29 protein-coding genes are annotated in these 26121 nt (G+C 32.7%); 10 read left to right on the top strand and 19 right to left on the bottom strand.

Annotation, left to right across the window (positions count from 1 at the left end):
* The 4 genes from IU405_RS15740 to IU405_RS14540 all read right to left on the bottom strand — a co-directional run.
* Window positions 1–207, bottom strand: a 207-nt coding sequence (locus IU405_RS15740) for a DUF6090 family protein (protein ID WP_231749530.1), incomplete at its 3' end; no start/stop codon positions are given.
* Window positions 208–367: 160 nt separating this feature from the next.
* The gene (locus tag IU405_RS14550) at window positions 368–775 is read right to left on the bottom strand and encodes a hypothetical protein (RefSeq protein WP_197439341.1); all 408 of its coding nucleotides are present in this window, start codon (window positions 773–775) and stop codon (window positions 368–370) included.
* Between the two features lie 189 nt (window positions 776–964).
* Window positions 965–1687 (bottom strand): hypothetical protein, encoded by a 723-nt coding sequence (locus IU405_RS14545; RefSeq protein ID WP_197439340.1) that lies wholly within the window; start codon window positions 1685–1687, stop codon window positions 965–967.
* Window positions 1688–1689: 2 nt separating this feature from the next.
* Window positions 1690–2415 carry an ion transporter gene (locus IU405_RS14540; RefSeq protein WP_197439339.1) on the bottom strand — a complete coding sequence of 242 codons (726 nt, stop codon included), beginning with the start codon at window positions 2413–2415 and terminating at the stop codon, window positions 1690–1692.
* A gap of 297 nt (window positions 2416–2712) precedes the next feature.
* Between IU405_RS14540 and IU405_RS14535 the strand changes: the two genes are divergently transcribed.
* Window positions 2713–2868 carry a hypothetical protein gene (locus IU405_RS14535; protein WP_197439338.1) on the top strand — a complete coding sequence of 52 codons (156 nt, stop codon included), beginning with the start codon at window positions 2713–2715 and terminating at the stop codon, window positions 2866–2868.
* Between the two features lie 194 nt (window positions 2869–3062).
* Window positions 3063–3734 carry a hypothetical protein gene (locus IU405_RS14530; RefSeq protein ID WP_197439337.1) on the top strand — a complete coding sequence of 224 codons (672 nt, stop codon included), beginning with the start codon at window positions 3063–3065 and terminating at the stop codon, window positions 3732–3734.
* Window positions 3735–4571: 837 nt separating this feature from the next.
* On the opposite strand, the gene IU405_RS14525 is transcribed toward IU405_RS14530, so the two are convergent.
* The 4 genes from IU405_RS14525 to IU405_RS14510 all read right to left on the bottom strand — a co-directional run bounded on the left by IU405_RS14525 (window position 4572) and on the right by IU405_RS14510 (window position 8632).
* The gene (locus tag IU405_RS14525) at window positions 4572–5018 is read right to left on the bottom strand and encodes a response regulator transcription factor (RefSeq protein WP_197439336.1); all 447 of its coding nucleotides are present in this window, start codon (window positions 5016–5018) and stop codon (window positions 4572–4574) included.
* A gap of 228 nt (window positions 5019–5246) precedes the next feature.
* Entirely contained in the window at window positions 5247–7019 is a 1773-nt protein-coding gene (gene typA, locus IU405_RS14520) for a translational GTPase TypA (protein ID WP_197439335.1), read from the bottom strand.
* A gap of 146 nt (window positions 7020–7165) precedes the next feature.
* Entirely contained in the window at window positions 7166–7468 is a 303-nt protein-coding gene (locus tag IU405_RS14515) for an LETM1 domain-containing protein (RefSeq protein WP_197439334.1), read from the bottom strand.
* Window positions 7469–8632, bottom strand: a complete 1164-nt coding sequence (locus IU405_RS14510) for a proline dehydrogenase family protein (RefSeq protein WP_197439333.1) — start codon at window positions 8630–8632, stop codon at window positions 7469–7471. It lies immediately after the preceding gene.
* Between the two features lie 94 nt (window positions 8633–8726).
* Between IU405_RS14510 and aroB the strand changes: the two genes are divergently transcribed.
* The gene (gene aroB, locus IU405_RS14505) at window positions 8727–9785 is read left to right on the top strand and encodes a 3-dehydroquinate synthase (protein ID WP_197439332.1); all 1059 of its coding nucleotides are present in this window, start codon (window positions 8727–8729) and stop codon (window positions 9783–9785) included.
* A gap of 129 nt (window positions 9786–9914) precedes the next feature.
* On the opposite strand, the gene IU405_RS14500 is transcribed toward aroB, so the two are convergent.
* Window positions 9915–10367 carry a cold-shock protein gene (locus IU405_RS14500; RefSeq protein ID WP_197439331.1) on the bottom strand — a complete coding sequence of 151 codons (453 nt, stop codon included), beginning with the start codon at window positions 10365–10367 and terminating at the stop codon, window positions 9915–9917.
* Between the two features lie 235 nt (window positions 10368–10602).
* Here IU405_RS14500 and IU405_RS14495 point away from each other — a divergent pair, with 235 nt between their 5' ends.
* The 5 genes from IU405_RS14495 (at window position 10603) to IU405_RS14475 (ending at window position 16272) form a co-directional block, all read left to right on the top strand.
* Window positions 10603–11286: a TetR/AcrR family transcriptional regulator gene (locus IU405_RS14495; protein WP_197439330.1), complete on the top strand. Its 684-nt coding sequence runs from the start codon at window positions 10603–10605 to the stop codon at window positions 11284–11286.
* Complete coding sequence (locus IU405_RS14490; RefSeq protein WP_197439329.1) at window positions 11279–12943, top strand: peptidase domain-containing ABC transporter; 1665 nt, start codon at window positions 11279–11281, stop codon at window positions 12941–12943. Before IU405_RS14495 ends, IU405_RS14490 begins: the two co-directional genes overlap by 8 nt.
* Window positions 12944–12948: 5 nt before the next feature.
* Entirely contained in the window at window positions 12949–14304 is a 1356-nt protein-coding gene (locus IU405_RS14485) for an HlyD family secretion protein (protein WP_197439328.1), read from the top strand.
* A 3-nt stretch (window positions 14305–14307) separates the two neighbouring features.
* Window positions 14308–15708, top strand: a complete 1401-nt coding sequence (locus tag IU405_RS14480) for a TolC family protein (RefSeq protein ID WP_197439327.1) — start codon at window positions 14308–14310, stop codon at window positions 15706–15708.
* A 129-nt stretch (window positions 15709–15837) separates the two neighbouring features.
* Window positions 15838–16272 carry a hypothetical protein gene (locus IU405_RS14475; RefSeq protein ID WP_197439326.1) on the top strand — a complete coding sequence of 145 codons (435 nt, stop codon included), beginning with the start codon at window positions 15838–15840 and terminating at the stop codon, window positions 16270–16272.
* Between the two features lie 108 nt (window positions 16273–16380).
* On the opposite strand, the gene IU405_RS14470 is transcribed toward IU405_RS14475, so the two are convergent.
* The 4 genes from IU405_RS14470 to IU405_RS14455 all read right to left on the bottom strand — a co-directional run bounded on the left by IU405_RS14470 (window position 16381) and on the right by IU405_RS14455 (window position 19170).
* Window positions 16381–16845: a MaoC family dehydratase gene (locus IU405_RS14470; RefSeq protein ID WP_197439325.1), complete on the bottom strand. Its 465-nt coding sequence runs from the start codon at window positions 16843–16845 to the stop codon at window positions 16381–16383.
* 4 nt (window positions 16846–16849) lie between these two features.
* A complete protein-coding gene (locus IU405_RS14465; RefSeq protein ID WP_197439324.1) occupies window positions 16850–17473 on the bottom strand; it encodes a trimeric intracellular cation channel family protein in 624 nt (207 codons plus the stop codon).
* Between the two features lies 1 nt (window position 17474).
* On the bottom strand, window positions 17475–18596 hold the full coding sequence (locus IU405_RS14460) for a DEAD/DEAH box helicase (RefSeq protein WP_197439323.1): 1122 nt from the start codon (window positions 18594–18596) through the stop codon (window positions 17475–17477).
* A gap of 178 nt (window positions 18597–18774) precedes the next feature.
* Window positions 18775–19170 carry an acyl-CoA thioesterase gene (locus tag IU405_RS14455; RefSeq protein WP_197439322.1) on the bottom strand — a complete coding sequence of 132 codons (396 nt, stop codon included), beginning with the start codon at window positions 19168–19170 and terminating at the stop codon, window positions 18775–18777.
* A gap of 104 nt (window positions 19171–19274) precedes the next feature.
* On the opposite strand from IU405_RS14455, the gene IU405_RS14450 reads away from it, so the two are divergent.
* Entirely contained in the window at window positions 19275–20615 is a 1341-nt protein-coding gene (locus tag IU405_RS14450; RefSeq protein WP_197439321.1) for an MATE family efflux transporter, read from the top strand.
* Here IU405_RS14450 and IU405_RS14445 read toward each other — a convergent pair.
* Window positions 20605–21279 carry a DUF2461 domain-containing protein gene (locus tag IU405_RS14445; RefSeq protein WP_197439320.1) on the bottom strand — a complete coding sequence of 225 codons (675 nt, stop codon included), beginning with the start codon at window positions 21277–21279 and terminating at the stop codon, window positions 20605–20607. The genes IU405_RS14450 and IU405_RS14445 overlap by 11 nt on opposite strands.
* A 55-nt stretch (window positions 21280–21334) precedes the next feature.
* Here IU405_RS14445 and IU405_RS14440 point away from each other — a divergent pair, with 55 nt between their 5' ends.
* Window positions 21335–22147, top strand: coding sequence for a DUF1853 family protein (locus IU405_RS14440; protein ID WP_197439319.1), 813 nt, complete (start codon window positions 21335–21337; stop codon window positions 22145–22147).
* A gap of 255 nt (window positions 22148–22402) precedes the next feature.
* Here the strand turns inward: IU405_RS14440 and IU405_RS14435 are convergent, their stop codons facing one another.
* From IU405_RS14435 to IU405_RS14415, 5 genes are all read right to left on the bottom strand, one after another.
* A complete protein-coding gene (locus tag IU405_RS14435) occupies window positions 22403–22795 on the bottom strand; it encodes a DUF1398 domain-containing protein (RefSeq protein ID WP_197439318.1) in 393 nt (130 codons plus the stop codon).
* Between the two features lie 4 nt (window positions 22796–22799).
* Window positions 22800–23264 carry a hypothetical protein gene (locus IU405_RS14430; RefSeq protein WP_231749768.1) on the bottom strand — a complete coding sequence of 155 codons (465 nt, stop codon included), beginning with the start codon at window positions 23262–23264 and terminating at the stop codon, window positions 22800–22802.
* A 43-nt stretch (window positions 23265–23307) separates the two neighbouring features.
* Window positions 23308–23748, bottom strand: a complete 441-nt coding sequence (locus IU405_RS14425) for a VOC family protein (protein WP_197439317.1) — start codon at window positions 23746–23748, stop codon at window positions 23308–23310.
* 84 nt (window positions 23749–23832) lie between these two features.
* Complete coding sequence (locus IU405_RS14420; RefSeq protein WP_197439316.1) at window positions 23833–24336, bottom strand: hypothetical protein; 504 nt, start codon at window positions 24334–24336, stop codon at window positions 23833–23835.
* A gap of 196 nt (window positions 24337–24532) precedes the next feature.
* Window positions 24533–26056 carry a P-loop ATPase, Sll1717 family gene (locus tag IU405_RS14415; protein ID WP_197439315.1) on the bottom strand — a complete coding sequence of 508 codons (1524 nt, stop codon included), beginning with the start codon at window positions 26054–26056 and terminating at the stop codon, window positions 24533–24535.
* Between the last annotated feature and the right edge of the window lie 65 nt (window positions 26057–26121).

Raw genomic sequence — 26121 nt, 5'->3', positions numbered from 1 at the left:
GTCCTTTTCAAGATTAGTTAGAATTTCGCTTAACATATTCAATTCAAGTTCACGCTCGATATTATCATTATTCCAATTATTTATCTGAAGAGCAATTAAAATACCAATCACTACCAGAATAATTTCTCCTATGGCATAAATCAGGTACTTACTGAACTTATTTTCTGCCAGTAGATGTTTTCTAATTTTCCTAAAGAATTTTATCATTGGTTAATGGTTTGTTATAATGAAGCACAACGTTTTTGTATAAAGAAAGTTGCGGTTTTGACAACGAGGAATTTCCGAAGGAAATTCTGAAGTTGGCAAAAAGCAACAACTTTTGGTTAAGCTAAAAATAGCAATTTTTTTTATACGGTGTTAGCCACTGTTATTTTTTTTTATAATCTTCAAATGAAGCAATGTCAATAATTTCGAGAAAACTTTCAGCGTTTTTAAGTTTTGTTTCGTATTCTTTCAAAGTCATTATTTTGTTGTGATAAATATGGAACATTTTGGTTTTTTTTTCAAGAATTTCATTTTTCAATTCCTTTAGGTCATAAATTTTTCCAGTATGATATAATTCAAGTTCTAAATTATAAGTAGGTTTAATTATAAAAGATAAAATATTTCTGATTTCGTCTTTTTTGATGATTTTAACTTTTAATAATTTTCCTTCAGAATCTACAAATTTCCATTTGGGTAATTTTTTCACATATTTTTCTTTAAAAGTGTATTTTCTTTCAAAAGTCAAATCCGAGAAAAATACTCTTTCACTTTCAAATAGAAATTCTGTCATGTTAATTATCGGAAATTTAATTTCATTATTCATTCAGCGTAATGTTTGGGTTAATTGTGGCTAACGGTCTCGGGTATGAAACGTAGGGCATTACGAAGCACTTAACTGTCCGCCCGAAACCGAGCTTGATAAGAACCGAAAAATCGCGAAAACCACTGTACGCCCTATGTTTTATACCCAATGTTGTGCTTAGTTTTTTATATTAAATTGACTAAAATATACGTATTCAGGATTAAATTCTTGGTCAAATTTATCTTCCTTCATTAATAAAAGTTTCAGTAGCGATATCAAGTTAATTACAGGAACAATTATTGTCCAACACAACAAAATCGAAAGTACTGTATAACCTGGTGATTTCAAATATGCCCATTGAAGACCTAATAAAGGAATTGCAAGTAATACAGCAGTATTTTTTGACTTTCTCTTGCTTTTCGCTATTTCTAGATTTTGCTCAATGTGATTTTTAATATCATTATTGAATTTGGCTATGAGACTTACAAATTCATTTCGCCTTTCTTCTAGGTAGTCAACACTTTTTTCTTTGTAATCATCGTCAACTAAAGCACTCCCATGATTGAATTTGTCGTTGTATTGATTAATTAGTTCTGTTATGTCATTAATCTCGCTTAGCGTTTGATTTCCATTGAATTCTATACTAGAAATTACCAAGTCGGTTAATTCAATCAGTCTTGATATATTTCCTTTGTTCGTTGAAACAAACTTCACTTTACTAATTTCTTTGATACTTTTTACAACGTCACTATCAGAAGGTTTTATTCTCCCTGAATAGTCACTTGCACCTTTTACTGCATAATAATTGGCACCTTTTAAAATTGAATTTGCACCTGCTCTTCCAAATTCGCGTCCAAATTGTCTTGCAGCACCGCTTACTACGTCATTAAGTATGTTCATTTTTAATTGTTTTTATTGAGTTTCTCATTTTCTATTTCTCTAGCTTTTGATAAAGCACTAGCAACGAGTCCTGCTGGAATAGTTACAATACCTACGCCAATTAGTAAAATAAAAAATGTAAATATTTTTCCACCTACAGTAATTGGATAAACATCTCCATAACCAACAGTCGTTAGTGTTACGACAGCCCACCATCCACTATGTATAACAGAGGAAAATAGCTCAGGTTGTGCTTCGTTTTCGAAATAATAAATACCTGCAGAAGCAAGAAAAATAAATATTGCTGTAATTATGAGGAATAAAACCAATTCTTCTTTTATTATTCCTGCAGCAATATGAAATCGTTTCATAGCCTTATTGTATCGAACAAGTTTCAAGGTTCTAAATATCCTAAAAACCCTGAATGCTCTTAAAGCTCTGAGGTCATAAGCTGTTCTTAAGTAAAAGGGAAAGATTGCTAAAAAGTCTATCAGCCCGTAAAAGCTAAAAATATATTTCAAAGGCTTTTTAGCAACATAAATTCTTAAAATGTATTCAAGAGTAAAAATTGATACACAAATTATTTCAAAAGTGTTGAGAAAATCTATCGTTTTTTTTGAGTTGTCTGGTAATGTCTCAACTGTAAAAGCTATAAGGGAAGCAAGTATCAAAAACTGAATGAAATAGTCAAAATACTTACCCTTCTTTGTGGTATTATCTTCTACTATTTTTCGAATATTCTCTTTCATTCAGGGTTTTCTTAAATTAAGCACAACTAGATTATATGCGCAACTTTATGTAACTTTTTTCAATTTTCAGTTACGCATAATCCTCGCCTAAAGTAGCTAATTTTTATAACCTACCAAAACGAAAAACCTTTCCTTTCAAATCATTCTTGCATTTGCTGTGCTAAAAATAGAATGTGTTGGGATTGGTCATTTTTTATAAAAGGATTTGCTTCCTTTTATTGAAAACAGTAAAATATAAAAGAATGCGTTTACAAGTTACTCTTTGTTATTGGCACGCTGTTTCTTGTCATCAATGAGTTGTACATTGTCATCAATGAGTTGTACATTGTCATTAATGAGTTGTACATTGTCATCAATGAGTTGTTCATTGTCATCAATGAGTTGTTCATTGTCGTTAATGCGTTGTTTATTGTCATTAATGTGTTATTTATTGTTATCAATGACAAGATTTAACTCATTAATGACAATAGATAACTAATTAGTAACAAAATATTACTAATTAGTTACAAAGTGCAACTTGCTCATAACATTTAACTTATAATAACTAAAATGATACGTTTTGATAGAAAATAAATACTGCTAACCAATGCTGTCTTATTTTATAATTTTATATTTTTATAACATTGCTATTTTAAATCAAAAAAACTATGAAACCAGAGGAAATTAGACGAATTTACCATAATACTGATGCCGAAATGACGGCTACAGCAAGAGTTATTCATGGATTATTGGTGAGCGACTTGCCCAAATTCACGGAGTATGATAGTACATTTTCAGCGGATTTTGCCGATTTGTTTTTATCGGCAATTGACAATGCAGATACTTTAGTGGCGAACACTACTTTGCGAAGTATGTTGGCGCAAAAAACCGAATCTATTCAGTGGGTAATGGAAAAAGCGAAAACCAAATATGCAGATGTGAAATATTTTGCTCAAAAAACCTTTGCCACTAGCTTAGCTACACAAAACGAGTTTGGCTTGAACGACTATTTAAGTGCCAGAAGAAATGCGGTTTTAATGATTCAGTTTCTGGAAGAAATGCACAAATCCTGCGTAAAATATCAAACTGAATTGGTGGCAAATGGATTGGAAGTGGCTGCCATTGCTGAGATTCAGACTATTAAAACTGCCCTAGAAACAGCCAACACCGAACAAGAAATTTTTAAAAAGCAACGCACTAAACTTACGGAAGACCGCGTAAAAATATTGAATAATTGTTACGAATTTATTACAAAAACGAATGCTGCTGCACAGAGAGTGTATAAAGATGATTTTGCGAAACGAAATCAGTTTGTTTATTCCTCAGCCAGCATTGCTTAATGCTACGTGTTTTTATAATTCGAATTTCATATCAAGGAATTTAACCATTTCCGATATCAAATATATTCAACTCACAAACCGTACTTCAGTAAATATTTTTTGTTCTGCGTTTTTTTCTATGGAATAGTTAGCAGTAAAAACTAAAATAATTGGAATTATAAAAAACAATAATATGAATATTCTTTTTTTCTTTTTCATTTGGGTTTTCTTAAATACACGCCAACGTCAGTTCGTCTAAAAACCTCCGTTATTTTTTCAAATATATTTAAAATTTGTAATAGCAAATGAATTTAAGTTCATCTATTTTTAAAATGAGTTTGAGATTTTAGCATGTTTAAAAGCCTCTTTTCAATCTTCTCCTTTATTAAAAACACCAACTTTATTCAAAAACAAACCTCGCTTAGAAAGCACCAAACAAGGTTATTTTTATACTTATTTTGATTTTTAAGCGTCTGGATAGTTTTTTGAAGTGGTTGTGCAACAGTTACCGCTGTTAGCTAACGTTTTTCTTCATTAATTCTTTGATTTCTTCTTTGTTGGTAAAGGTAGAGTCCAATACAAATTAATGAAATAAACATTAATGTCAGAGGTATCAAAGTAATATCAGCCCATAACCAACGAACCTCTTCTCCATTTCCCCTGAATGGTAAACAAAGGATTAACAGAAACATAGCGAAGTACAATAACTTGTTTTTCATAAACATTTAATTTTAGGTGAAAATTTATTTCGCACAAATGTCCCTATTAGTATCAATTAGAACAAATAATTTCGGGTTGATAAAGGGTTGATATTGGGGGTTTAAAAAGGTTGATATTCTCATAAAATGCTAACTATCATTATTTTAATTTAGACTTCAATTCGCTCCTGCTTTTGATATTCAGTTTTCCATAAATTTGATTAATGTGAGATTTTAATGTGCTTTGCTCAATAAATAGCTCCGACATTATTTCTTTATTTGTCTTACCCGAAATAATCAGGTCATACACTTCCCTTTGTCTCTCCGTCAATTCATTAAGCTGGGCATCAAATCCTTCACTTCTAATTTTGGAATGCTTCTTAATTTCATCTGAAAGGCTTGAAATTTTCCTTTTATTGATTATAAAGTAGATTGCAACTAAGAAAGAGCTAATTACAACCATTAAAAAGATAAGAGTTGGGTATTTATACAAGACAAAATTAATTTTTCCATCATTTGACCTTATTGAAATTGCTATAGATGATAACAAAAGAGCAATTCCTAGAAGATACTTTTGATATTTTGATGGTATGTCTTTCAGTTTCATTAAATAATATGTCTTTAGTTTCATCAAAATGTTAGCTAACTAGTTAATATGCGCAAGTTTATGTAACTTTTTCATAAAAATTCACTTCACTAAAATACTATTTTTTTGAATATAAATTCAAACGAAACCCTTTTTTTAGGATGAAAGCTGGTTTGTAGTCTAAAAAAGGAAATAAAAAAAAGCCCAAAAGAATATTTTGGGCTTTTATGCAGTTTTATATGGTAAAAATTACGGCTTAAAATTAATCTTACGCATACGTAAATTTGCAGGAGTCACCTCTAAATATTCATCATCTCTGATATATTCCATACATTCTTCTAGTGAAAAAGCGGTTTTTGGCGCTATTTTCATAGCTTCATCAGAACCTGTTTTACGCATATTGGTTAACTGTTTTCCTTTGATAAGGTTCACAGCCATGTCAGAATCTTTACTATTTTCACCCACAACTTGACCAATATAAATTTCCTCATTGATGTCAATAAAGAAACTTCCTCTATCTTGCAATCTGTCAATGGCATAGGCTGTTGCTTTTCCTGTTTCCGAAGAAACAATGGCTCCTTTTAAGTCTTCAGCAAACTCGCCTTTGAAAGGTCCGTATTCTGAAAAACGGTGATTGATTATGGCTTTTCCTGCTGTAGCAGTTAAAATTTTATTTCGCAATCCTATCAATCCTCTTGACGGAATGGTAAATTCTAAATGTTGTAAATCTCCTTTTGGTTCCATCACTAATAAATCTCCTTTTCTCAAAGAAACTAGGTTGATGGCTCTTGATGAAACATCTTCAGGAACGTCAATAGACAAGGTTTCATAAGGCTCGCATTTTACACCATCAATGTCTTTCATGATTACTTTTGGTCTTCCAACTTGCAATTCATAGCCTTCTCTTCTCATGGTTTCAATCAAAACTGATAAATGCAAAACGCCACGTCCATACACATTGAATTTATCCTCAGTTTCAGTATCTTCCACACGCAAAGCCAAGTTTTTCTCGGTTTCTTTTTTCAAACGATCACGCAAATGACGAGAAGTTACAAACTTTCCTTCTTTTCCAAAAAACGGAGAATTGTTGATGGTAAACAACATACTCATGGTTGGTTGATCTACTTCAATTCTAGGTAATGCCTCTGGATTTTCAACATCAGCAATGGTATCACCAATATCAAAACCTTCAATTCCTGTAATGGCACAAATGTCTCCACTTCTCACTTTAGAAACTTTTGCTTTTCCCATTCCTTCAAAAACATGCAATTCTTTGATACGCACTTTTTTGAAAGTTCCATCAGCTTTGCACAACATGTAGTCTTTGTTTTCTTCTAAATCACCTCTGTAAATTCTTCCGATAGCGATTCTTCCTGTAAAAGCAGAGAAATCTAACGAAGTAATTTGCATTTGAGGTGAACCTTCTCTATAAGGAGCTTCAGGAATTGATTCGATAACAGCATCCAACAAATCCATAATATTGTCTTTTGGTTCTTGCCAATCTGTTGACATCCAACCATTTTTAGCAGAACCATAAATAGTTGCAAAGTCTAATTGATCTTCAGAAGCTTCTAAAGCAAACATCAAATCGAATACTTTTTCGTGCACCAAATCAGGTGTACAATTTTCTTTATCTACTTTGTTTACAACTACAATAGGAGTTAAACCCAATTCAATCGCTTTGCCTAATACAAATCGTGTTTGTGGCATTGGCCCTTCAAAAGCATCCACTAATAATAGGACACCATCTGCCATTTTCAATACTCGCTCTACTTCTCCACCAAAATCAGCGTGACCAGGAGTGTCAATAACATTGATTTTCACACCTTTATATACTACTGAAACGTTTTTTGAAAGAATGGTAATTCCTCTTTCACGCTCCAAATCGTTGTTGTCTAATAACAATTCAGTACGTTCTTTACGATCGTCTAAGATTTTTGCTTGGTCAATAATTTTATCTACTAAGGTTGTTTTTCCGTGGTCAACGTGGGCAATGATTGCGATGTTTCTAATTGATTGCATAAGTGCGTTCTAAAATTTCGTGCAAAAGTAGTTCTTTATAGGGAATTACACGAATTATAAATGATTAATTTGAAAGGTTGTTTTGAAAGTAATATATAAGTTTAAAAGAATGCTAACTATTTATTTTTAAGATATTTATAAAATAACTAAGAAGGGAATTTTTCTTTTGTTGGGTCATCTCTAAAGGCAGAGGGTAAAATATCTGGAATTAATTTAATCAACAATGGCAATAGCAAACTTCCTCCTGGCAATAAAAAAACGGTCAATGCAGGAATGGTTTTGCAGATGTCAATCAAATGGATTTTTACTTTTTCCCTTTCCTCTTCATTCAGTTTTGTATGTGTCGATTTTTTAATTAAACGCATTGCTTCTTTGCTTTGAGACAATTCTTGATACAATCGCAATTTGTTTCTCAGCAGCAAGGCTTTAATTTCTTCTTTGGTCAACATTTATAATTTTCTTCGTTTGCGTTCTGTAGTTAATAAATTCAATTCTCTACTGGTTTGTCCTGCTACAGAGGTATTTTCTTCTGCTCTTCGTATCAAATAAGGCATCACATCACGCACTGGCCCAAAAGGCAAGTATTTAGCTACATTATAACCTTCTTTGGCAAGGTTGAAACTGATGTGATCGCTCATTCCAAATAATTGTCCAAACCAAAGGCGTTTATCGTCTTTCTTGATTTGGTATTTGCTAGCCAATTCCATCAATAAATACGAACTATTTTCGTTATGAGTTCCTGCAAATAAAGCCATTTTTGGGTGTTCCATGATAAAATTGATAGCAGCATCATAGTTTTCATCAGTAGCTTGCTTGGTATCACAAATTGGTGAACGATATCCTTTTTCTTCCGCTCTTTCGCGCTCTTTTTCCATATAAGCACCACGCACTACTTTCATTCCTATATGATATCCTTTTTCTTGCGCTTTGGCATGTACTCTTTTCAAATAGTCCATTCTGTCATGTCTGTACATTTGTAAGGTATTGAAAACAATGGCTTTGTCTTTATTGTAAGCTTCCATCATTTCTTCAATCAAAGCATCAGCAGCATCTTGCATCCAACTTTCTTCAGCATCAATCAGAATAGGAACGTTTTTTTCTTGGGCTGTTTTACAAGCTTTGTGAAAACGAGCTACTACCCTGCTCCATTCTTCTTGTTCTTTGGCAGTCAATGATTTTTTTTCCGTGATTTTTTGATACAAGGCAAAACGTCCAAAACCTGTAGGCTTGAAAACGGCAAAGGGAATGGATTTCTTTTCGCCACAAAAATCAAGGATTTTCAAAATTTTGTTCAACGCATCATCAAAACTAGCTTCTTCGTCTTTTCCTTCCACAGAATAATCTAATACGCTGTGCACATTGCCTTCTGCATACATTTTTTCGATGACAGGCAAGCAATCTTCTTCTGTAACTCCACCACAAAAATGGTCGAAAACCGTTGAACGAATCAAGCCTTCAATTGGCAAATGTGCTTTCAAGGCAAAGTTAGTTACAGCAGATCCAATGCGAACCATAGGCTCGTTTTGTATCATTCGAAATAAAAAATAAGCACGCTCTAATTGTGAATCAGATTTTAAGGAAAATGCAACCTCAGTATTATCAAAAAGTTTCATAAATTGAATACAAATAATTTGACAACAAAGATAGTTCAAGACTACAAATATTTAAATTATTTCTTTTTAATTTGTAGCTCCAAAATAGACATTCATGCAGACCATTGAAGCAGCCACTTATCCAGTTCATTTTCAAGAGAAAGGATACAAAGCATTGACAAAATTATTGACAGAGAAAAAGTATTCCAGTATTTTTATTTTGGTAGATGAAAATACAGTAACTCATTGTTATCCAGTATTTCTCGATAAATTAAACGCAACATTTGATTTTCAATTGATTCAAATTCCTTCAGGTGAAATTCATAAAAATTTAGAAACTTGTGTCACAGTTTGGAATCAAATCACCTCTCTAGGAGCAGACAGAAAAAGCCTTTTTATTACGTTAGGTGGAGGCGTTATTACTGATTTAGGAGGATTTGTTGCTTCGTGTTTTAAGCGTGGAATTGATTTTTTAAACATTCCCACTACTTTATTATCAATGGTTGATGCTTCTGTTGGTGGAAAAACAGGCGTGGATTTGGGTGTGTTGAAAAACCAAATTGGGCTGTTTGCCAATCCTCAAATGGTACTAGTAGATGAGGTGTATTTGAAAACATTATCTCCTCGCGAAGTAACCTCTGGAATGGCAGAAATCATCAAATATGGCTTGACGTATGATATGAAACTATTCCATCAAATAACAGAGACTAAAGAGCAGCATATCAATGATTTGATTCACAGGTCAATTGAAATAAAAAACGAAGTGGTGTTGCAAGATCCTAAAGAAAAACACTTGCGAAAAATATTGAATTTTGGACATACTTTGGGACATGCTATTGAATCATTTTACCTAGAATCTGATACAAAAGAAACATTAACTCATGGCGAAGCAATTGCTATTGGAATGATTTGCGAAAGTTATATATCGTCAAAAACATTGAATTTTTCCGAGAAAAAAGTTGCTGAAATCAAAGAAACTATTTTGAGTATTTATCCCAAAATTCAATTACTCTCTGAAGATTTTCCTGCCATTTTAGACTATCTAAAACACGATAAGAAAAACGTGAATGGACATGTGAATTTTGTTTTGCTTTTCGATTTTGAAGATTATAAAATCGATTGTAAAGTGTCTGATGAGTTAATTATGGAAAGTATGGAATACTATAACATGTAATTCAAAATTTTAAAATCAAAGTGCAAAGTTTTTAAGGCTGCTAACTATTTGGCATAAAAAAACGTGTAAAAAATTATTTCTACACGTCATTGTATTAAAAGTTAGCAATCTAAAATTGAACAGTAATTCTTAAATTTTAGTCACTTTCACAGCGTTCATACCACGCATTCCTTTTTCCAATTCAAAAGAAACTTTGTCGTTTTCTGCAATTTGATCAATCAAACCACTAACGTGTGTGAAATATTTTTCGTTGTTTTCAGTATCAATGATAAACCCAAATCCTTTCGAAGTATCAAAAAAGGAAACTTTTCCCTTTCTAACAGGGTCTTCTTGTGGTAAATCTTCTTTTTTCGTTACAGAAATTTGAATATCTTCCAATTCATATACTACTTTCATTGTTGGATCTGGTGGAGAATCTGTTAAGTTTCCATTGTGATCAACATAAGCAAACTGGATTCCTCCTGTGCCATTTTCTTCTTTGTCCGCTTTTCTAGCGTCCATTTTTTTTTGTTTATCCAAACGTTTTTTTAAACGTTTTTTCTCTTTTTCGGTTTTACTAAAGGTTTGTTGCGATTTAGCCATTTAAAATATAAAGTATTCGTATTAATAATGCTGTTAAGTTAAAATACTTAACGGAAAATGAGATAAACACTAAAGTTATTCTAAGTTGGATGTGAAGTATTTTTTAAAATGCAAATATATGCATAATAATCGATATAATTTACACTTTTTAGATATGTTAAAAAAAATATAAAATACAATTCTTTATCTTAGAATGATAGCAATACTATTATATTTGCAACCAAATATTTTGATAATGAAAAATTTATTGTCTGTCCTTAAAATTGCTGTCCCTGATAAAATTTTTATCAAGGATCCTGAGACTTCCGACCTTGGAAAAAAAATCATTGAACACAGTATTTATCTTATTGATGAAGTTGGTTTTGAAAGTTTTACTTTTAAAAAATTGGGTTTAAAAATAGGCTCAAACGAAAGTTCTATTTACAGATATTTTGAAAGTAAACACAAACTGTTGCTATATTTAACCTCTTGGTATTGGGCTTGGTTGGAATATCAATTGGTTATTGAAACCTTCAGTATTTCTGATGCTAAAGAAAAACTAGAAAAAGCCATCTTGATTGCAACAAGAACTGTTGAAGAGGATTCTAATTTTTCTCACATAAACGAAACCTTGTTATATAAGATTATTGTAAATGAAAGTTCAAAATCATTTTTAACTAAAAATGTTCAAGAAGAAAATAAAAGCGGTTACTTTGAGGTATACAAACGTTTGGTTACAAGAATAGAAGAAATGATTTTAAGTATCAAACCTTCTTATCCTTTTGCTTTAAGTTTATCAAGTACTATTATTGAGGGTAGTTTGCATCAACATTTTTTACAAGAACACTTCCCTTCAATCACAAATTGTGGTCAAGAAATTACACCCACAACATTTTATATAGATTTAGTTTCAAAAACGTTAGGATATACCAATGAATAAAGAACAATTAACTCCTTGGCAGCGATTTGTGGGATTGCTGAAATTGGAAAAAAGAGAAATCTTTCAAATCTTTTATTATGCCATTTTTGGTGGAGTCGTTTCCTTGTCTTTACCCCTAGGAATTCAGGCAATTATCAATTTAATTCAGGGAGCACAAGTATCAACTTCTTGGATAATTTTGGTGATTTTAGTAACGATTGGAGTTACTTTTTCAGGAGCTTTGCAATTGATGCAATTGCGAATTATTGAAACTGTTCAACAGCGAATATTTGTAAGATCTTCTTTCGAATTGAGTTACCGATTTCCAAAAATCAAAATGACAGAATTGCGTGATTATTATCCACCAGAATTAGCAAACCGTTTTTTTGACACACTAACCATTCAAAAAGGCCTATCAAAAATTTTGATTGATGTGCCAACAGCTGTTTTGCAAATTCTTTTTGCCTTGATGCTTTTGTCATTTTACCATCCTTTTTTCATCATTTTTGGATTGTTATTATTGCTATTGATTTTTGTTGTTTTTAAATTTACTGCAAGTAAAGGCTTAGAAACCAGTTTGATAGAATCTAAAAACAAGTATAAAGTAGCGCACTGGATTCAAGAAATTGCCAGAACTGTAGTGAGTTTTAAACTCTCAGGAACCTCTAATTTGGCGGTATCTAAAAACGATGAATTGGTGAGTAAATACTTGGAAGCAAGAGAAAGTCATTTTAAAATTTTGATTTTGCAATTCACTCAAATGGTTGGCTTCAAAGTAGTTGTCACTGCAAGTTTATTATTGATTGGTGGTGCATTGGTATTGAGTCAAGAAATGAATATTGGACAATTTGTGGCGGCAGAAATCATCATTTTATTGGTCATTGCTTCTGTAGAAAAATTGATTGTTGGTTTAGAATCTTTTTATGATGTGTTAACTTCCATCGAAAAAATTGGACAAGTGGTTGATAAAGAAATGGAAGAGCAATTTGGAGAAGAGCCTTTATTGAAAGACGAAATGATTATTGAGCTAGACCATGTTTCCTATAAAGTAAAAGAAAGAGAAAAATTAATCATTGATGATGTTTCTCTGAAAATTCCACCAAGAAGTAGAATTTTAATCACTGGTGAAAGTGGTTCAGGAAAATCGAGTTTATTACGATTAATTTCAGGAATCATTGAACCTACTTCTGGGTATATTTATGTCAATAATCTTTCTTTAAACAGTTTATTCCTCAATCATTACAGGTCAAAATTGGGCATGTCATTATCAGAAGAAACTCCTTTTGAAGGAACCATTAGAGAGAATCTAATTTTTAGTAATGACAAATCTAAAGATGATAAAATTTGTGAAATTTTAGAAATCGTTGGTTTGGGACAGTATTTAAAAGAGCAACCTAAAGGATTAGAAACGTATATCAAACCCGAAGGAAAACAAATTTCATACACGGTTGCAAAGAAATTAATTTTGGCAAGAGCCATCATCAAAGAACCAAAATTAATCATCCTTGAAGACCCTTTAGATCAATTCAATTTAGACGAAACCAAGAGAATTATTGACTATTTGGTTGATGAATCAAGACCTTGGTCATTGATTGTGGTTAGCAGCAAAAAAAGCTGGAAAATGAAGTGCACTAAAATAATTACGCTTGAAAACGGAAAAATTAAATCTATAAAATAATTACGATGTTAAATATATCTAACAATCAGTTGTACAAAACAGTAGATTTAACAACTTATAAATCTGGAAAGACGATTTTTTCAAAACAATATTATAAAGTACTCAATAAGTTTTTATTGGTATTTGCCATTTTTGTATTGATCATTCTCTTTTTACCTTGGACACAAAACATCACTGGAAACGGACTAGTTACAACGCTAACTCCAGAGCAAAGACCGCAAACTCTTCAATCTCAAATTCCTGGTAGAATTGAAGAATGGTATGTAAGAGAGGGCGATTTTGTAAAAAAAGGCGATACGATTTTGCGTATTTCTGAGATTAAGAGTGAGTATTTTGACGAATTGTTGATTGAAAGAACCAATCAACAAATCAATGCAAAATCATCTTCCGTAAATTCATACGATTTCAAAGTACAAGCGTTAGAAAGACAAATTGAAGCGTTGATTGAAGAACGAAAACTGAAATTAGAGCAAACTCAAAACAAATTGCTGCAAGCCAAACTCAAAGTAAAAAGCGATAGTATTGATTTTGAAGCTGCAAAAACGAATATTGCCATAGCCGAAAGACAATATAAACGAACGGAAACTTTAGAAAAAGAAGGGATTTTGGCAGTGAAAGATGTTGAAGAAAAACGCTTGAAATTACAAGAAACGCAAGCAAAATTGATTTCGCAAGAAAACAAATTGTTGGCTTCTAAAAATGAGGTCATCAATGCGAAAGTAGAAATTTCGACTGTAAAAGCGAGTTATGCTGATAAAATTTCGAAAGCACAGTCTGATAAATTTACAGCGGAATCAAGTGGATTTGAGGCAGTTGCAGAAGTATCAAAATTACAAAACACAAACAGCAATTATATTGTCAGAAATAGTTTATTATACATCACTTCACCACAAGATGGGTTTATAAATAAAGCAATTAAAGGTGGAATTGGTGGTACTTTTAAAGAAGGAGATGATTTGGTTGGCATTATGCCTGCTAATTATGATTTGGCAGTAGAAACTTTTGTAAGACCTATTGATTTGCCTTTGTTGCATATTGGCGAAAAAGTGCGTGTGCAGTTTGATGGTTGGCCTGCCATCGTATTTAGTGGTTGGCCAAACGTTTCATACGGAACTTATGGCGCAGAAGTTATTGCTATTGAACGTTTTATCTCTGATAACGGAAAATACAGAGTGTTGTTAGCTCCTGATAAAACAGATCATACTTGGCCTGAAGTTCGTGTGGGTTCAGGGGCAAGAACCATTGCATTGCTAGAAGATGTGCCAATTTGGTTTGAACTTTGGAGACAGTTGAACAGCTTCCCTCCTAACTATTATCAACCAGAAAACAAATCAAAAGAAGCCTCTAAAGAGAAAAAATAACACATGAAAAAGTACTTTTTATTATTATTTTTATTGGTGTTTGCAAGGCTCTCTGCACAAGAAAATTTGACTTCTGTGATGACCTTGTCTGAGTATTTGGGCTATGTAAAAACCTATCATCCCATTGTAAAACAAGCCAATTTGGTCATCAATAATAGCGAAGCTAAATTGTTGAAAGCTAGAGGTGCCTTTGATCCTAAAATTGAAGTTGATTTTGATAAAAAACAATTCAAAGACACTGAGTATTATAATAAATTGAATGGTGCTTTTAAAATTCCAACTTGGTATGGAATTGAATTGAAAGCCAATTTTGAAAACAATGATGGCACCTATTTGAATCCTGAAGCATTAGTTCCTACTGATGGTTTGTATGCTGCAGGAATTTCGGCATCATTGCTCAGAAATTTTGTAATCAACGAAAGAATGGCATCTTTAAAACAAGCCAAATTATTCGTAAATCAAGCCAAAGAAGATCAGCAAATTTTAGTCAACGAAATTTTGTACAATGCTTCTTTGTCCTATTTTGATTGGTTGAAAACCTATAACGAAAAACGGATTTATGAAGATTTTTTAGACAATGCTCAAATTCGTTTTGACGGTATCAAAGCCTCTTTTTTTCAGGGTGATAAACCCGCAATTGATACGCTTGAAGCAGGAATTACGTTAAATGACAGAAAGTTAAATTTGGAAAAAGCACGCATTAAATACATCAAAGCTTCGCTTGAATTGTCTAACTTTTTATGGCTGAATAATAACACTCCTGTTGAACTACAAGAAAATATTATTCCTGATGTGAACAGTCTTGAAACGGTTGATACAAGCCTCAATATTGCGTTGTTCAATGATGCTGATTTTGACATCAACAATCATCCAAAAATCAAATCATTGGAATTTAAAATTGAAAGTTTGAATGTGGATAAAAACTTAAAGATGAACAACTTGTTGCCAAAACTAGATGTGCAATACAACTTTTTGACCCAAACGCCCAGAGTTGCCAATTCATTGATTGTTGATAATTTCAAAGCTGGAGTTAACTTTCAATTGCCTCTATTTTTACGAAAAGAGCGTGGAGATTTGAAATTGGCGAGAATCAAATTACAAGAAACTGAATTTGAAAATGAAGTAGCCAAAGTAACTATCAAAAACGAGGTGAATGCTGTACAACAAGAATTGAGCTCTTTCAATACCCAAACCAATTTCATCAATGGAATTGTAAGAGATTACAACACGCTGTTGAATGCTGAAGAACGCAAGTTTTTTATGGGAGAAAGTTCCTTATTTTTGGTAAACACTCGTGAATCCAAATTGATAGAATCCAAACTGAAAGCTATTGATATTCAAAATCTTTTCTTCAAAACGAAAGCAAAATTGTTCAAAGCTGCTGTGATTAATATCAATGAATAAATGCTTTTTAGTGTAAGAGTTTCTGTTGTTTTATAGTAATGAAATTGGAGCGTTTATAGTTTTTTGGGGATTCGTAATTCGTAATATTTTTTTTATTACATTTAGTCATCAATTAAAAAACTACTACTTATGACACAAAATTCAAGCAAACCAACTACTTCTTTTTGGGTAATTGGGGTTTTAGCACTCATTTGGAATGCACTTGGTGTAATGGCATATCTTGGTCAAAAACTGATGACCGATGAAATGAAAGCCATGATTCCTGCAGATCAATTAGAAATTATTGAAAACACGCCAGCTTGGGCTACAGCTGCTTTTGCAATTGCAGTTTGGTTCGGATTCATTGCATGTATTCTATTATTGATGCGTAAAAAACTCGCTAAAGTATTGTTTATGATTTCTTTAGCAGGCGTTTTAGTTCAATTAGTGTACAATTTCTTTATGACAAATGCCATTGAAGTATATGGAACTGCAAGTTTAATTCAGGCTTTGGTAACCGTAAGTGTTGGATTATTCCTGATTTGGCATGCTAAAAAATGTACTGAAAACGGAATTCTTTCGTAAAGAAATAGCATTAAAAGTTTTACACACAAATTTCACAAATTCTCACGAAGGTAATTTGTGAAATTTGTCTTTAAAAAATAATTTGCTAAAATTTTTTCACATAGTAGCTTATTCAAACAAGGCTGCTATAAATTCGGCAACACACGCTGGTTTTTCTTGACCTTTGATTTCTATCATACAAGAAAAAATTACTTTGATGCCATTCAATCCTAATTCTTCTATTTCTTTGATAGTTGCATGCATTCTCAACTCACTATTTACAGGAACTGGATTGGGAAAACGCACTGTATTCAAGCCATAATTCAAGCCCATTTTCACACTTTTAATGGCAAATACTTCTTCCAAAAGTCTAGAAATCATGGCAACAGACATAAATCCATGCGCAACAGTACTTTGAAAAGGACTTTCTTTTTGGGCTCTTTTTTCATCCACATGAATCCATTGCTTATCGAGAGTTGCATTCGCAAAATCGTTGATCATTGTTTGGGTAATGGAATACCAATTTCCTGTTGGCAATGGTTTTCCAACCATCGATTTGAAATCTTCAAAATTTTCAAAAATAAGTGGCGTCATAAAACTATTTTTTGGTAAATAAATCGTCCTTAATTTTTGGTAATTGCAAATGAAATTTCACTGCAATCAACCGAATTGCAAAGATAATGGAAGCTGCAAAGATAAAATTGATTTCCTGTTTGAGACCCAAAAAATCAAGCGTTAAATAGGTAATTCCGCCAGCCAAACAGGCAGAAGCATAGATTTCTTTTTCAAAAATTAAGGGTACTTTGTTCGTTAAAATATCTCTTAAAACTCCCCCAAAAACAGCAGAAATCATACCCATAATTAAGGCAATAATTGGATGTAAATTGTAGGTCAATCCTTTTTGTAAACCCAATAAGGTAAACACGCCTAAGCCTATGGTATCAAATAAAAATAAGGTTTTGCTTAATGGTAAAATCTTACTTTTAAATAAAAATGTAGTAATTACAGCCGCTAAAATTGTCCATAAATAATTCAAATCACCAATCCAATTGATAGGATGCGCATTGATCAAAACATCACGCAACATCCCTCCTCCTACAGCAGTTACAAAAGCAATAATTAGCACACCAAACAAATCGAAATTTTTATCAGAAGCTACCAAAGCACCACTAATGGCAAAGGCAAAAGTTCCTAAAATATCGAGTGTATAAATCAACTCCATGTTACACAGTTACTTCCGTAAATTTAATAGAAAGTTCTTTTTGTAATTGATGAATTCGTTCCATTTCCGAAGGCAAAATAAACGCAATAGAAGTTCCTGATTTCCCTGCTCTTGCTGTTCGTCCACTTCTGTGCGTATAATAATCGTTGGTTTCTGGCAATTGATGATGAATCACAAATTCCAACCCTTTTACATCAATTCCACGAGCAGAAACATCCGTAGAAATCAAATATTGCAAACTTTCATTTTTAAAAGCACGCATTACTTTATCACGTTCTTTTTGTTGCATATCCCCTTCCAAGGCTGCTGCCGAAAATCCATTTTCAATCAATTGTGTGGCTAAATTTTGAGCACCTGCTTTGGTTCTACAAAAAATAATCCCTCTTTGTGATGTCCTTTTTTCAAGAAACGCAATGATGTCATCAGTCTTGTCTTTGATGGTTGTTTTCGCAAATTGATGTCTGATATTTGCATTCACCAAAAAGTCTTTATTGATTTCCACTCTTGGCGCATTCGCATCCATATAGGTTTTGATGATTTTCTTGATTTCCTCGGGCATTGTTGCCGAAAAAAGCCACGTTTTTCTATCTACTTTGGTCGTGAATTTCAAAATTCTATTCAAATCTTGTTTAAAACCCATGCTCAACATTTCGTCAGCTTCGTCCAATACAATGGTTTTTACATGACTGATATCAAGACTTCCTCTTTCAATCAAATCAATCAAACGACCTGGAGTGGCAATTACAATATGCGTTGTTCTTGACAAATTGTACAATTGCTTGTCAATTTTTTCACCTCCAAAAACCGCTTCTAAAAAGATTTTGTCTTCAGAAAATTTCGTGAATTTGAACAATTGTTTTTTGATTTGTTGCACCAATTCTCTTGTTGGCGACAAAATCAATGCTTGTATTTGTGCTTGATTGACATCTATTTGATGCAATATTGGTACTCCAAAAGCCACTGTTTTTCCAGTTCCTGTTTGAGCTAAGCCAATAAAATCGGTTTTTGAATTCAGTAAAATTGGCAACGCTTTTTGTTGAATTTCTGTGGGTTGCGAAATTCCGAGTTCTTTAAGAGCTTGAATATACTTTTTATGAACTCCAAGTGCTGAAAATGTGGTCATTGTTTACAAATTTTGTGCAAAGATAGTTTTATAAGTCTTAATTTGTGATTGATGAGCATCAATTTTAAAGAATATACTTTTTAGGTTTGAAATAAGTAGCCTCAAATTCACAGATAAAATTGTATTTGAAAAACTCATCAACTCGTGGCAATTTGTATCAAGAAAATTGATTTTAAAATCAATCAATAATTTGCAATACTTTCAACACATTTTCTCTAATCCTCACAGGCTTATGTGTTTGAGCATCCAACATAGCCCAAATGGTTTTGGCAGCCACCAACAAAGTATCATCTTTATAAAATTCAATATACCTCACAGAAGTGACTCCTTTGGTCTCTCCTACCCACGTTTTCGCAATGACTTCATCACCCAAAAAAGCTTGATCTTTATACTCAATTTCGTGTTTCATCACCACCCAAATATAGTCAGGAAAAGGGTTTTGTGTGGTTAAAAAAGCCCAATGTTGCGTTGCCACAACTTCCATCCATTGCACATAAACAGCATTGTTCACATGATGAAGTGTATCAATAGCCTCTGCAGTAACTTGAAACTTTACGGAGAAATCAGTTGTCATGTTGTCGGTTTTTACAAACTTAGAAAATTTAATATTCTCATAACTATTATTGATGCACAATTTTAGAAAAAACACACATTTATTCGCATCTTTGCATCACTTTTATGGTGGAATTAGCAAACAATTTAGGAACAGAAAAAATCAGTAAACTGCTTATCAAACAAGCAGTTCCTGCAACGATTGGTATCTTGGTCATGTCTATAAATATGATTGTCGATACCATTTTTGTAGGACAATGGATTGGTGTTTTGGCAATTGCTGCCATTACAGTGGTATTGCCCATTGCATTTCTAATTTCGTCTATTGGAATGGGAATTGGAATTGGAGGAAGTTCTATCATTTCAAGAGCTTTGGGTGCTGGAAAATCGGACAAAGCTTTTCTGACTTTTGGAAATCAAATTTCGATGACGCTCCTTTTAGCCATTCTTTTTGTGATTTTGGGCGTATTTTTCAGTGAGCCTATTCTGAATCTCTTTGGGGCAAAAGGCGCCATTTTACCCATTGCTGCTGAATATTTCAACATAGTAATGTATGGAGTGCCTTTTTTAGCATTTGCCATGACAGGAAATCCAGTCATCAGAGCTGAAGGAAAACCAAAATTTGCCATGATTGCCATGATCATTCCTGCCATTGTAAATGTGGTTTTGGACATTATCTTCATCAAATATTTTAATTGGGGCATGTGGGGAGCAGGTTTGGCAACTTCCATTTCCTATGCAAGTTGTGGATTGTTTATTTTGTATTTCTTTTTGTCTAAAAAAAGCGAACTAAAAATCATTCCCAAGAACTTTTTATTGGATGCCAACATCGTAAAAGAAATCATTGCTTTGGGAGGTGTAACTGTGGTAAGACAAGGCGCAATAAGTGTTTTGATGATTGTGTTGAATTATTCTCTTTTTAAATATGGTGGCGAAATAGCAATTTCTATTTACGGAATTATCAACCGAGTAATGATGTTCGCATTGTCCCCAGTATTGGGAGTTTCTCAAGGTTTTTTGCCTGTGGCTGGTTTTAATATTGGTGCTCAAAAAAAGGAAAGAGTCAAAGAAACCATCAAAACTGCTATTGTTTTTGGAACAGTTTTAGGTACGATTATTTTTGTAGGAATTCTCATTTTCAAAGAAGAAATCATCCGCATTTTTACAACAGATGCCACTTTGATTGCAGATACACCTCATGCCTTACTTATTGTTTTTTTAGTAACCCCCATTGTTACCATGCAATTGATTGGTTCAGCATACTTTCAAGCTGCTGGAAAAGCGATGCCGGCGTTGATTTTGACGCTACTCAAACAAGGAATTTTCTTGATTCCACTCGCCTATTTTCTACCTAAGTATTATGGGGTTGCAGGGGTTTGGTGGTCTTTTCCCATTTCGGATGTACTCTCTACCATCATCACCATTATTGTGGTAAAACGCGAAATGAACAAGCATCTTACAGTATAGATTCGCCGTTTAAATTGGTCGTTAAAATATCGCTGAACAAATCAAAAAACGGACGCAAAGCCTGAAAGCTTTTGTCAATTTCATGAATGAAATCAGGAGATAACACCTCTTCATCTGTAAAATTTCGTTGTGCAATAAACCCTTTTTTACGCAACAAATCCAATTCAGGATGCTCTTTATCAAAACCTCTTGGAGCAGTTTTTAGTTCTTCAAAACTTTCGAAAGTGCCCCCAAAATACTGCTGATAAGTTGAGTCATTTAAAATTGCTTTGATGTCTGAGGCATCTTGTGCTATTTCTAATCTAATTCGCTGTAAATCCTCTTTATTGGGTTCCCAAAAACCACCTGCTAACAAAGATTCTCCTGGTTTTATTCTGATAAAATAACCTCCTCGCAACTCTTTTCCCAATCTGGAAAATGAATTGGCAAAATGTGCTTTGTAAGGCGTTTTATCATTTGAAAAACGCACATCTCTGTATATGCGCATCATTTTAGACGTTTCTATTTGGTCGTGTTTTTGCAAGTTCAAATGCACATTTGCAAAAAAAGATTTTGCCTCTTTGTGTGCTTTTTCATACCAATGTTTGTTTTCAGCAAACCATTCTCTGTTGTTGTTTTCTTGTAATTTCTCTAAAAATTGAAAGGTGTTTACTTCGAGTTGCATCGCTATCATTTTAATGCCCCAAAATACAAAATAGATTTGTAAATTCGGACATTCTATGCCATTGAAACATAAAACCATTCAAAAAAGATATGAAGGATTTTTAAAAACTCCTTCCTTATGGATGCAAGCACCACTTTTCGGTTTGCAATCCTTTTTGTGTGACCCAATTTTTACCAGCATCCATATTGAAATTGATGAAAAACTGCGTTTAGGCAAGTACATTGAACAGCTGGTTTTTTTTCAATTTCGGCAGCATACTGCCATGCAACTACTTTCGGAAAACATTCAAATTCAAGATGGAAAAAGAACTTTGGGCGAATTGGATTGCCTATTATTATTGGATAAAAAACCAATTCATTTAGAAATTGTATATAAATTTTACCTGTTTGATGCAACTGTTGGCACTTCCGAAATAGCACATTGTATTGGCCCAAATAGAAAAGATTCGCTGAAAGAAAAACTAGAGAAACTCTCTCAAAAACAATTGCCTTTGTTGCGAGAAGTAGCCTGTGAAGAGCATCTGAAAACGCTGGGTTTTGAACATACAGATTTTCAACAAAAAGTCTATTTCAAAGCGCAATTATTTGTTCCTTTTGATGAAAAAGAGGTAAAGTTCTACCTTTTAAATTCGGATTGTATTGCTGGTTTTTATATCAATTCGAGGCAATTAGCGCATTTTAAAAAATGCAAATTTTACATTCCTGAGAAAAAAGATTGGTTGATACTACCTCATCATCGAGTTTCTTGGCTTTCGTTGGAAGATTTTACGCTAAAAAGTACTGCCTATTTGTCACGAAACTTCTCTCCTCTTTGTTGGGTAAAGTTCGAAAACGGCGAAATTCAAAAGTTTTTCTTGGTTTGGTGGTAGGCAAAACATTAGTTAAAACCATTTGGGCATAATTCAATTTCTAATCTTATAAGCCAAATAGAAACAGTGCTTTATTGTTTTTAAAAGTCGTTTTACTCAGTCATAGAATATCACAACTATCTAAAAACCAATACTTGGGCTATCTCTTCTGTATTTCTATGTAGTAACATAGTAACATGTTATTTTAAGTTAATAATTGTCTTACATCTAAACCATTTGTAAGCAATAATTCATTATCAACTATAAAAAATATTTCTAAGCAACTGGAATCTTTTCAACCAAAATTTCCTTAGAGGATTTGTCATAATACGTACAGCTCATTTGAGTCATGTTCACCACCCATTTTTCTATTCCAGATGTAGCACAATCACTGCAAAAAGTAGGATAATTCGTGTTTCCTTTTTGGTGATTTCTGAGGTCAGTTATAAACTGAGTTTTGTTACTAATTTCAGCTACTGATAGTTTTGCATAAACGGGTTCAGTCTCCACAGTAAAACCTTGCTGCCCAAAATAGGTTGTTTTACCATCAGCTACCAAGGTTTCGTAACTAGTGATGCCCAGTTTTATGAGGTCTTGCACATAGTTTGGAAAATCTGCACCACTTTTTACTTTTGAGTGTGCTGCTTTAATTTGCTCGATGGTAAACATACTCTTAGTATTTCAAAACAACATCAAGCTGCCTGCCTTCGGCAAACGCTTTTTTATCCATATTTGTACCTACAATCATCCCAATTGCCATGCCTATGGGCAATCCAATTCCAATAAAACCCATATTTTTTATGCTCAAGCTAAAAGCAACTCCCAAAGGAATTCCAAAAGCAGACATTCCCAATACCATCCAAAGATTTCGATAATAAAATTTTGGAACCAATTTCATCTCTTTTTCAAGCATTTTGATGATGGAAGATTGTTTCTTTCTGAGCACATTTTTGAGTTGTGCTTCTTGAGAAGAAGCAGTATGTATCTCTTCAATAGCCTTATTTATAGACTGAATCAATGCATCAGGCAACGCTCTTTTGCGCAATTCACTGAGTAAATTTTCAAAATGGTCAACTCTTTCTTTTAGGTTGCTATTGCTGTTGATGTCAGTGGATAATTCTAAAGATAAAATATTCATAAAGTTTTTTTAAGTTGTTTATTTATAGTGTTTTATTCATATTCTAATACACCTTTCCTTTATATTTTGGGTCGTAATCTACCATCCACTCAATTCCGTATTTATCTCTAAACATCCCAAAATAAGAACCCCAAGGACTATCAGTAATAGGCATTTCAATCTGTCCTCCAGCAGAAAGCCCGTGAAATAATTTATCAGCTTCCTCTTTACTTTCTGCACTAATGGCAATTTTTGACCTGTTTTCGTTTTCATTCGTTTTTCCTAAAATCTCAGGAACATCATTTCCCATCAAAACATTGTTGCCTATGGGCAAAGCAATGTGCATAATTTTATGTTCCTCATTTTCTGAAACTTGAAAATCATCGCTTGCTAAGTCTTTGAATCGCATGATTTTTGAAAACTCACCACCAAATACCGATTTGTAAAAAAGGAATGCTTCTTCAGCATTTCCATTAAAATTGATGTGAGGATTGATAAGTGCCATAGTTTTATTTTTAGGTTGATTGATTTATTTTATCTTTCAGAACTTGATTGTAAATGCTGCTATTTTATTGGTGAAAATTCGCTTTTAATACACAAATACAGGATTTCCATTGTCACAAACAACACCACTTGGTTGAGCAGGTGCTGAACAATCACTTACAATGCGCCATTTTTCGTTGTAATTTTCTTGGGCAGTTCTATGAGCAGCTACTTTTTGAAGAAAAAGTTCAGTATCAATGGAATTGGGATAGGCTATAAAACCCACAGGACCTCCACACGCTTTGCTTCCATAGCTTGTAAAACGCCATTCAGTAGCATTTTCGCAAGGAACACTTTTTGCCAAGGTTTCTATTTCGGTAAATAGTTGTTGGATGTTTTGTGCCTCTTGCTCTTGAGTCATTGTATCCTCTTCAGTACAAGAAAAACAACAGCAAATAAGAAAGAAGATACTGATAAATTGCATACTTTTCTTCATACGAATAATGGGATTATGGAAATGGCTTGTAAACCGTTCGTAAGCTTCCGCCACTTTTTCCGAATCCAATCCTTGTAAGTATTTATTGAGAACAGCGTTCTGAAATAGGCTCAAAGTTTATTTTTCTCAAATATAATAGTATTTGTAGTGTTGACAAAAAATAATGTGGGGGAAAATTATGGGTTATTTTTTTTATAAAACAATAAACGGAACATATATTGTCAAGTTGTTTAATTTATAATATTAGGAAATATTTTACTAGGCAGTCCAGAATTTTTTATACACCATCGAAATTGTGGTTTTAGTTTTTTCATAATTCAGTTCCACATTCCAAGCATGTGTATTGTTTTTTATTAAAATCTCGATAAGCAAAAGATTTACAATTATCGGCTTTGCATCTTTTTACTTTTTCTTTGATAAAATCTTCCATATTTATAGCATTACAAGCAAAACGAGCCATTCGTATATCTGTAAAAGCATATTCATTTACTGCCTTTTTACCTTTTCTAGTTACTAAACCAATCTTTTTAAGTAATTCAGATGACGACCAAGGAAGTATAATATTTCTTATTGTTGGTGAATTAGCAGCAACTTTTTTTGTAACCAATTCTTCTATAGAAAATGAAGCTCCATTAACTTTAGCAAGATGATTTATATTGCTTTGACTCTGTAAAAATTCATTAATTTTTTCTTTGCAAAATAGGTCAATAGATGTGTTTACAACAGAAAGACTAAAATTTTTAGAACCATCATTTTCTTTAAATTGTTCTGATAAAATTCTATTAAATATTCGAATACAATCTCTAGGTGAAAATTCTGAAAATAAAATAACTCTTCCTAGTCCCTTTTTATGCTGAAATAAAGTTGTAGCATCATTAATCCTATTTGAACTATATGCAGATAGTCTTTTGTTTAGCATTGTTCTAATCTGTGCAAACTCCCATTTTAAAGTAAAAGCAAATATTCTGTCAGGTCTAGCATCTTTAACACAATAAGGTTTTAAGGCATCCCATAAGAAAAACTTAAAACCGACACCTTCTGTTTCTAATAATTCTAAATCTTTTATAAGTTCGGAGATAAAAATATAACTAGCTTTAGGGTCATTTCCTGTCAAACTTTGTTCGTCAACCTTATCAACCAATATATAAATAGTGGATATTCCTAGTCGTTTTATAAATTCTTTAATATTAATAAAGTTGTCTTTATGTGATAATTGAAGTTTTTTATCTAATTCAATATTTGAAATATCAATTTCTGCACCTTTTGCCTTTGATATAGCTTTAATTACATTAGCAAAAGGTTCTTTAAACTTTTTCCAAATATCAAATGCATGGTCTTCAATTGTTTTAAGTGAATTTATTGCTTGTTTTGGAAAGGAAGCAGGAGTTTCAAAAAGGTAAATCCTGCATAATTTGTATAGAAATTGCCTTTCACTAAAACTGAATTCATAAATATATTTAAAATCATCCATTGAATGTAGCCTATTAAAAAACGAAAGTAGTAATAGCCGATTTAAATATTCTAAGTGATAGGAAAGACCAATTTCATTTATTGATTTGAAGTTTGATAGGTCATGATCAGTATAAGTAATTGTTAGAATTTCATCAAACTTTTCAGCTCTCTTTTCAATCATTAATCTTTGTGCTGTTTTACCACCTCCACGAGGTGCATATACTATATTTGAAACTGGTGCTGATGTGTCACCCCAAACATCTTCAAAATAATCTGGGTAAATAAAGTATTTATCTATTAAATCAATTTCTTTATCAGCATTTGTATATTGAAATGGATTTTCATCTAGACCAAGTTTTTGAATATAATCCTTTTTAGTCATTATGGTTATTTGTTTTCATAATTAAGTATTACTAATTAATATGCAAAAGTGTAAATAACTATTTT

The organism is Polaribacter sp. BAL334 (assembly GCF_015767435.1).
GTDB lineage: Bacteria > Bacteroidota > Bacteroidia > Flavobacteriales > Flavobacteriaceae > Polaribacter.
The sequence above is the reverse complement of the archived record's forward strand: the minus strand, read 5'-3'. Positions and strand labels throughout refer to the sequence as shown.